Source organism: Deltaproteobacteria bacterium, from assembly GCA_009930495.1.
Lineage (GTDB): Bacteria > Desulfobacterota > Desulfovibrionia > Desulfovibrionales > Desulfomicrobiaceae > Desulfomicrobium.
Genome location: RZYB01000141.1, coordinates 1 through 6,951, shown reverse-complemented (window position 1 = coordinate 6,951; position 6,951 = coordinate 1). Strand labels below are relative to the sequence as shown.

Here is a 6,951-nt window from a genome sequence, read left to right as displayed (position 1 = left end):
CTGGCTGGACGCCATGTTCACCTCGGTCTCCGCCACCTGCGTCACGGGACTGGCCGTGGTCGATACGGGGGCGACCTTTTCGACCGTCGGCCTGATCGTTCTGGCCGCCCTCATCCAGATCGGTGGCCTGGGCGTCATGACCTACACCAGCCTGGTTTTTTACATGTGGCGTCGGCGGGTTTCCATGACCGACCGCATCGCCGTGGGCCAGTCCCTGCTCAGTGACCCGGCCTTCCATCTGGGCCGATTTCTGAAGCAGATGGTTCTGGTCTGCCTGTGCGTCGAATCCGCCGGGGCCGTGGCCCTGCATGTCTTCAGCCTGGGCGGGATCGACTGGTTCAGCGCGTTTTTTCATGCCATTTCCGCCTTCTGCAACGCCGGCTTCGCCCTGTATCCGGACAATCTGATGGGATTTGCCGGTAACGTGCCCATCAATTTTGTGTTCATGGCGCTCATTGTTCTGGGCGGAATCGGCTTCTACGTTCTGGTCGAAGTGCCCGGATATCTGCGCGCCCGGCTGCGGCGTCGCGGGGACGCGCGTCTGAGTTGGCAGAGCGCCGTGGTTGTCCGCACCAGTTTTTGGCTCATCGTGGTCGGCTGGATGATCTTTTTCTGGACGGAATTTCGGCAGAACGGAACCCATGTCTTCATGACCCTGCTCCAGACCCTGTTCCAGTCGGTCACGGCGCGCACGGCCGGATTCAACACCATGGACATCGGAGCCATGACCGACACGGCCCTGTTCGTCATGATTCTGCTCATGGTCATCGGCGGCTCGCCGGCCTCGTGCGCCGGCGGCATCAAGACCACGACCCTGCGCGTGCTGCTGTCTTTTGGCGTGGCCCAGATCAAGGGCCGGGAACAGGTGGTGGTCGATGGCTACGGCGTGGATTTTTCGACCATCAACAAGGCCATGACCCTGTCCATCATGGCCCTTGTCCTCATTCTGGGCTCGGTTTTCGTGCTGACCATCACCGAGGGCGCCAACATTTCGCATCAGATGGTCCGGGGCAAGTTCATCGAGCTGTTTTTCGAGGCGACCTCGGCCTTTGGCACCGTGGGCCTGAGCACGGGCCTGACGCCCCACCTGTCCGCGCCGGGCAAGATCGTCATCATGGCGCTCATGTTCGTGGGCCGGCTGGGGCCCATCGTCTTTCTGACCATGCTCCAGACGTGGCAGACCAGGGAACATTTTTCGCGTGCGGAAAAAAGCATGCTCATCGGGTAGGAGGGCTTATGGAAAAACGGGAATTCGGCATCGTCGGCCTGGGCAAGTTCGGCATGAGCCTGGGGCAGGCCCTGCGCAGTCACGGCCAGGTCGTGGTCGGTGTGGACAGCGACCCGGACAAGGTCAAGGCCGCGTCGGAGATCCTGACCCAGGCCTATCTGGCCGAGGCCACGGACAAGGTGGCCCTCAAGCAGCTGCGCTTCGCGGATTTCAGCGAGGTCATCGTCAGCACGGGCGGGTCCATGGAGGCGAGCATCCTCATCACGCTTTTCCTCAAGGAACTGGGCTGCCGTCGGGTCACGGTCAAGGCCATCAGCCGGGATCACGAAAAGGTGCTGCGCAAGGTCGGAGCCGACGAGGTCATCTTTCCGGAACGTTATGCCGCCGACCAGCTGGCCGCCAAACTGGCCGTGCCGGGCCTGATCGACTATCTGCCCCTGGGGCATAACGTTATTCTCAAGGAAGTCGAGGTTGACCGCTGGGCAGCCAAGAGCCTGCGCGAGCTTAATCTGACCAACGCTTTTGGCATCCAGGTCGTGGCCGTGAAGGTGGCTGGCGAGAAAAATTTCACCTTCGTGCCCCGCGCCGACCGGCCCCTGCAACGCGGCGATGTTCTGGCTGTTATCGGGCGCGGCGAAAATTTGGTGGATCTGGATTCCTGAGAGGAGGGCTGTCATGCGCGTACAGATCGATCTTCCCGAATACTGGTTGTTCCGGACAACGCTTGCCGTGCGGGTCGGGGACATCAACTATGGCGGTCATCTGGGAAACGACCGGGTGCTGGCCCTGGCCCAGGAGGCACGGGTGCGCTGGCTGGCCGAGCTGGGCCTGTCCGAGGTCGATGTCGGCGGAGTGGGCCTGATCATGGCCGACGCGGCCGTGACCTACCACCGCGAGGCGTTCATGGGCGATGAGCTGCAAATCGCCCTGGGCGCGGCCGACGTGCGCCGTTCCAGCTTCGACCTGGTCTTCTGGTTCAGTCGCCTGGATGACGGCGAGGAGATCGCCAGGGTCAAGACCGGCATGGTCTGCTTCGACTATGGCGCGCGCAAGGTGGCCCGGCTGCCCGCGGATTTCGCCCGTTGCCTGACGCGGGACGCATGATGCGCTGCCGGATCGCCCACAAGCTGTTCTTGTCCGACATTCCCGAGCCCATCAAAGTCCAGATCGTGGCCGATCTGACCGTGGAAAATCCAAAATGGCTGGAAAATCTGAAGATGGGCCGGACCAACTACAAGGTTTCCCGGCATCTGAAATTTTTTTCCACCCGCACGAACGGCGGCCTCATCGTTCCGCGCGGCTACGGCGAGCAGCTGGCCCGGATCTGCGCCGGGCACGGCGAGACCGTGGACTATGAGGACGACCGCCGGGTATTGCCGGACGTGGATTTTCGGTTCAGCGGGGAACTGCGTCCCTATCAGGACCAGGCCTGCGCCCGTATGCTGCGCCGGCGTTTCGGCACCCTCTGCGCCCCGACCGGGGCGGGCAAGACCGTGTGCGGCCTGTATCTCATCGCCCAACGCCGCCAGCCCGCGCTGATCATTGTCCATACCCGCGATCTGGCCATGCAGTGGGTGGAGCGCATCGAGCAGTTTTTGGACATCCCGGCCCGCAAGGTGGGCATGATCGGCGGCGGCCGGGACAAGGTCGGCGAGGCCGTGACCGTGGCCACGGTCCAGTCCGTGTACAGCCGGGCCAAGGAGCTCAAAAAGCGCATCGGGCACATCGTGGTCGACGAATGCCACCGCGCCCCGAGCCGGACCTTTACCGCCGCCGTGACCAGTTTTGACTGCGCCTATTCCCTGGGCCTTTCGGCCACCCCGTACCGCCGCGACGGCCTGACGCAACTCATTTTCTGGCACATGGGCGAGATGCACGCCCGTGTCGACCCCGAGGCCTTGATGGACAGCGGGGCCATTCTGCGTCCGGAAATCCGGGTCCGGGAAACCAGCTTCACGACGGAGCGCGATGCTTCCGAGGAATACGGGCGGATTATCGCCGACCTGACCGAGGACGCGGCCCGCAACACGCTCATCGTCGATGAGCTGGCTCGGGAAATTCAAGGCGGCCAGGGCGTGAGCCTCGTGCTGTCCGACCGCAAGAGCCATTGCCGCGCGCTTCAGGAACTGTTGCTCGCACGGCATGGCCTTGATGGCGTGGAACTGACGGGAGACACGCCGCTGCCTGAGCGCAAGCGGCTGGTGGAGCGGATTCAGACCGGAGGGGTGCGGGCGGTTTTCGCCACGGGCCAGCTCATCGGCGAGGGGTTTGACGCCAGCAACCTGACCACGCTTTTTCTGGCCACGCCGGTCAAGTTCAGCGGACGGCTCGTGCAGTACCTGGGCCGGGTGCTGCGGCCGGGAGCCGGAAAAGTTCAACCAAGGGTTTATGATTTCGTGGACAGCCGGGTCGGCGTGCTGGAGGCCGCGGCCAGGGCCAGGGCCGAGGTCTATGCCGGACTCACCACTTCCGGTTCACGTAACGGATGACCAGGAAGGACAGGATGGCGATGACCACGGCCATGCCCGCAAGCAGGCCGAAGATGTTGGTCGATTTGCCCACAAAGCGGAGCAGGCCCATGGTCAGCACCCCGACCACGCCGCCGATCCAAAGCCAGATGTGTTTATTCATGGGTGTTCTCTCGAGTGTCAGATGAGGCAGGCGCAGCTTTGTCCCGTGCATCAAGGCGGTCACGAATCGCCAATGCCTTGTCGCGATTGCCCGTGGCCGCCAGTGCCCGGAATCTGGTTTTCAAACGCAGGGCTGCCGTGCCGGAAACATGGTTTGGGAAGTTCATGGGCATGTTTTATGTGCTGCCATCATCCCGCGCAAGAGACCGCGTGCTGCCCGTCCTGCCGTACGTTCCCGCTTGAGTCCCTTTTGTCCCTTGTATAGAGCCTCGCCCATGCGCTCCTCCTTGTCCGATTTTCTGAAAACGCCCCTGGCCGTTGGCCGCGCGACGCTCGATTCTCGCCTGGTGCTCGCGCCCATGGCCGGGCTGGGGCATGTCGCCTTCCGTGAGGTTCTGGCCGGATTCGGCGGCTTTGGCTGCATGGTGTCCGAAATGTGCAACGCCCGCGCCGTGCCCGGCGAGAACCGCCATGTGTCGCCGGTTTTTCGTTGGCGCGACGAGGAAGCGGGGCGTTTGGCCATCCAGATTTTCGGCGGCGAACCCGAGGCCATGGCCGCGGCCGCCCGGCGCATCGAGGCCGAGGGGCTTTTGGGGGTGGACATCAACATGGGCTGCTCGGTCGCGGCCCTGTGCAAGAAGGGCTACGGAGCCGCGCTGCTGAAAGACCCGGAGCGCGCCGTGGCCATTGTCCGGGCCGTGCGTCGGGCCGTGGCCTGTCCGGTCATGGTCAAGTTTCGCAGCGGCTGGGAAAACGCGCCGGACCTGGCCGTGGATCTGGCCCGGCGTTTCGAGGACGCGGGCGCGGACCTGTTGACCTTCCATCCGCGCGTGGCCCCGGACCGCCGCTCCCGGCCGCCCAAATGGGCGCACATCGCGGCCGTGGTCCGGGCCGTGTCCATTCCCGTTCTCGGCAACGGTAATGTTTTTTCCGTCGCCGACTGCGCGCGCATGCTGGATGAAACCGGGTGCGCCGGGGCTGCCATCGGCCGCATGGCCATTGCCCGGCCTTGGATGTTCGCCGAACTGACGACTGGTTTCGCGCCTGATTCGGATATCTTCGAGACAACAGCCCTGGCCGTCATCAACCGCGTCTGGACCCATTTCGAACCCACCCGCGCCATCAAACTGTACAAGAAATACGCCATCTATCTGGCCGCCAATTTCGTCTACGGCCACAGCCTGTGGCCCGCCCTGGTCCGGGGCGGGACGCGGGCCGAGATGGAGGACAACGCCCGGCGTGTGCTGGGCCCGCGTCCCCAGGTCGCGACCACTCCCAACGCCTTTTTGTTCACCGCCTGATGGAAATCCTGCTGGCGCATTACGGACTTCCCGGACTCTTTGTCCTGGCCTTTCTGGCCGCGACCGTGCTGCCCGTGGCCTCGGAAGGGGCCGTGGTCGCCCTGGTGCTGGCCGGGGTATCGCCCTGGGCCTGCGTCATTGTGGCCACAGTGGGCAACACCCTGGGCGCGATGACCACCTGGGGCCTGGGGCGGTGGGGGAGCGAGGCGCTTCTGGCCCGCGTGTTGGGCCTGCAGGAGTCCCGGCGTGTCCGGGCCAGAGCGCTTTTTGACCGCTACGGCGCGTGGAGCCTGCTGTTGGCCTGGGCGCCGATCATCGGCGACCCGCTGTGCGCCGTGGCCGGACTGTTCGGCTTGCGTTTGTCCCGCTTCCTGCCGCCGGTGCTCGCCGGCAAGCTGGCCCGTTACGCGGTTCTGGCCTGGCTGTCGGTGTGATTCTGCTGCGCGAGTACTTTTTGTCCGGACTCTCGCCGCGCATTCCAACGCGTGCGCGGGACCCAGAGAACTCCCAAATTATTCCTTATCCCACGTACGCGGCCCATACCCATGAGAGCGGCATGACCAGCAATAATGCCGGAATCATGTTGGCGATGGGGAACTGTTTGATGCCGCAGATACGCAAACCAGTGGCCAGCATGATCAGCCCGCCGCAGGCCGAAAAATCAGCCAGCATGTCCGCGGTGGTCAGCGGCATGATCAGCGCCGCGCCGAAGTAGAGACTCGCCTGGACTGCAAGCTGTGGGAGCATCAAGACCGCGACGGTCATCCCCATGGTCGATGCGAAAATGGGGGCCGTGAAAAAATCCAGAATGGCTTTGACGATGAGCAGGGTCGGATCGCCGGTCATGCCTTCGGTCATGGCGCCATAGACGCCCGTCCCGCTGACGCAGAACAGGACGAGAAGCGAGACGAATTTGTCGAGAAATTCTTCCTGGCTGATGCCGGTGGCGGGCTTGGCGAACTTTTCCATCCATTTCTTGGAACTGCCGGCCGCGTTTTGGATCATTGTTTCCAGTTGGATGAGCTCTCCGAGCAACGCGCCGACAACTAGCGCCAGGACCACGGGCGCGAGAAATTTGACCTTGACGATCATGGCCACGCCAAGCCCCATGGACGCGCAGCCAAAGACCATGGGCATGCGCTGTTTGAGGGCGGGCGAGAGTTTGGGGCCGAGCAGGGCGCCCATGGCGCTGCCGACGATAAGCGCCGCGCCGTTAACGAGAGGACCGATCATGGTTTTTCCTTATGATGCTGACGCGGGAACGGGTCGCGCGCATGGATGGCCGAAGCCGACTGGACGGGCGGCTTCGGAATTGATGCTCTGCCCGAGATGAAGGCGAGCGCAGCGGGCGTTAGTGGCATGACCGTGGAAGGCTATGTCGTGAAGCCGAACTCCGTCTCGCATTTGGTGTAGAAAACGCGCAGCCGGCTTTCCTTGATGCGACTGAAGAGCCGGTCGCTTTCATCCGGCGTCAGGGCCAGGACAACCAGCAGCGGCCGGTCCTCGAAGTCGAAATAGTTGTCGGAATGAGAGCGTCCGTCATGACCAAAGCCTTCGCTGCCCGGCATGAGCGTGGCCCCGCCAATGCCCAGCCGTCTGGCCGTTTCGACGATCCAGGTGGCCACGGGCAGCCCGTCGTGCTCGCGTTTTTGCTGAGTGAAAAAAGTGACCTGATAGCCGTTCATGCCTTTATCCTTCCATGGTTTCGCGGCCGTGCAGCAGCCGCTCGCGCGTGACGGATCGCGCTTGGCGCGTCTGTTACAATCCCTTTTTCGGATCGAAATCCTGACCC

General features: G+C 63.5%; 9 protein-coding genes. 6 read left to right on the top strand and 3 right to left on the bottom strand.

Going from position 1 to position 6,951, the window contains the following annotated elements; translation table 11 throughout:
* The 4 genes from EOL86_10870 to EOL86_10855 form a co-directional block, all read left to right on the top strand.
* Nucleotides 1-1,228, top strand: a 1,228-nt coding sequence (locus tag EOL86_10870) for a potassium transporter TrkH (GenBank protein NCD26075.1), incomplete at its 5' end; no start/stop codon positions are given.
* A gap of 8 nt (nucleotides 1,229-1,236) precedes the next feature.
* Nucleotides 1,237-1,890 carry a TrkA family potassium uptake protein gene (locus tag EOL86_10865; protein ID NCD26074.1) on the top strand — a complete coding sequence of 218 codons (654 nt, stop codon included), beginning with the start codon at nucleotides 1,237-1,239 and terminating at the stop codon, nucleotides 1,888-1,890.
* Nucleotides 1,891-1,903: 13 nt separating this feature from the next.
* Nucleotides 1,904-2,332 (top strand): thioesterase, encoded by a 429-nt coding sequence (locus EOL86_10860; GenBank protein NCD26073.1) that lies wholly within the window; start codon nucleotides 1,904-1,906, stop codon nucleotides 2,330-2,332.
* Nucleotides 2,332-3,717 (top strand): DEAD/DEAH box helicase, encoded by a 1,386-nt coding sequence (locus EOL86_10855; GenBank protein NCD26072.1) that lies wholly within the window; start codon nucleotides 2,332-2,334, stop codon nucleotides 3,715-3,717. The genes EOL86_10860 and EOL86_10855 overlap by 1 nt, the downstream gene beginning before the upstream one ends.
* A gap of 134 nt (nucleotides 3,718-3,851) precedes the next feature.
* Here EOL86_10855 and EOL86_10850 read toward each other — a convergent pair whose 3' ends face one another.
* On the bottom strand, nucleotides 3,852-4,031 hold the full coding sequence (locus EOL86_10850; protein NCD26071.1) for a hypothetical protein: 180 nt from the start codon (nucleotides 4,029-4,031) through the stop codon (nucleotides 3,852-3,854).
* Nucleotides 4,032-4,133: 102 nt separating this feature from the next.
* On the opposite strand from EOL86_10850, the gene EOL86_10845 reads away from it, so the two are divergent.
* Together EOL86_10845 and EOL86_10840 are read left to right on the top strand one after the other, a co-directional pair.
* Nucleotides 4,134-5,159: a tRNA-dihydrouridine synthase family protein gene (locus tag EOL86_10845; GenBank protein NCD26070.1), complete on the top strand. Its 1,026-nt coding sequence runs from the start codon at nucleotides 4,134-4,136 to the stop codon at nucleotides 5,157-5,159.
* Entirely contained in the window at nucleotides 5,159-5,593 is a 435-nt protein-coding gene (locus tag EOL86_10840) for a DedA family protein (GenBank protein NCD26069.1), read from the top strand. The genes EOL86_10845 and EOL86_10840 overlap by 1 nt, the downstream gene beginning before the upstream one ends.
* Before the next feature lie 85 nt (nucleotides 5,594-5,678).
* Here the strand turns inward: EOL86_10840 and EOL86_10835 are convergent, their stop codons facing one another.
* Together EOL86_10835 and EOL86_10830 are read right to left on the bottom strand one after the other, a co-directional pair.
* Entirely contained in the window at nucleotides 5,679-6,392 is a 714-nt protein-coding gene (locus tag EOL86_10835) for a DUF554 domain-containing protein (protein NCD26068.1), read from the bottom strand.
* A 140-nt stretch (nucleotides 6,393-6,532) separates the two neighbouring features.
* Entirely contained in the window at nucleotides 6,533-6,844 is a 312-nt protein-coding gene (locus tag EOL86_10830; protein ID NCD26067.1) for a DUF190 domain-containing protein, read from the bottom strand.
* Nucleotides 6,845-6,951: the final 107 nt, after the last annotated feature.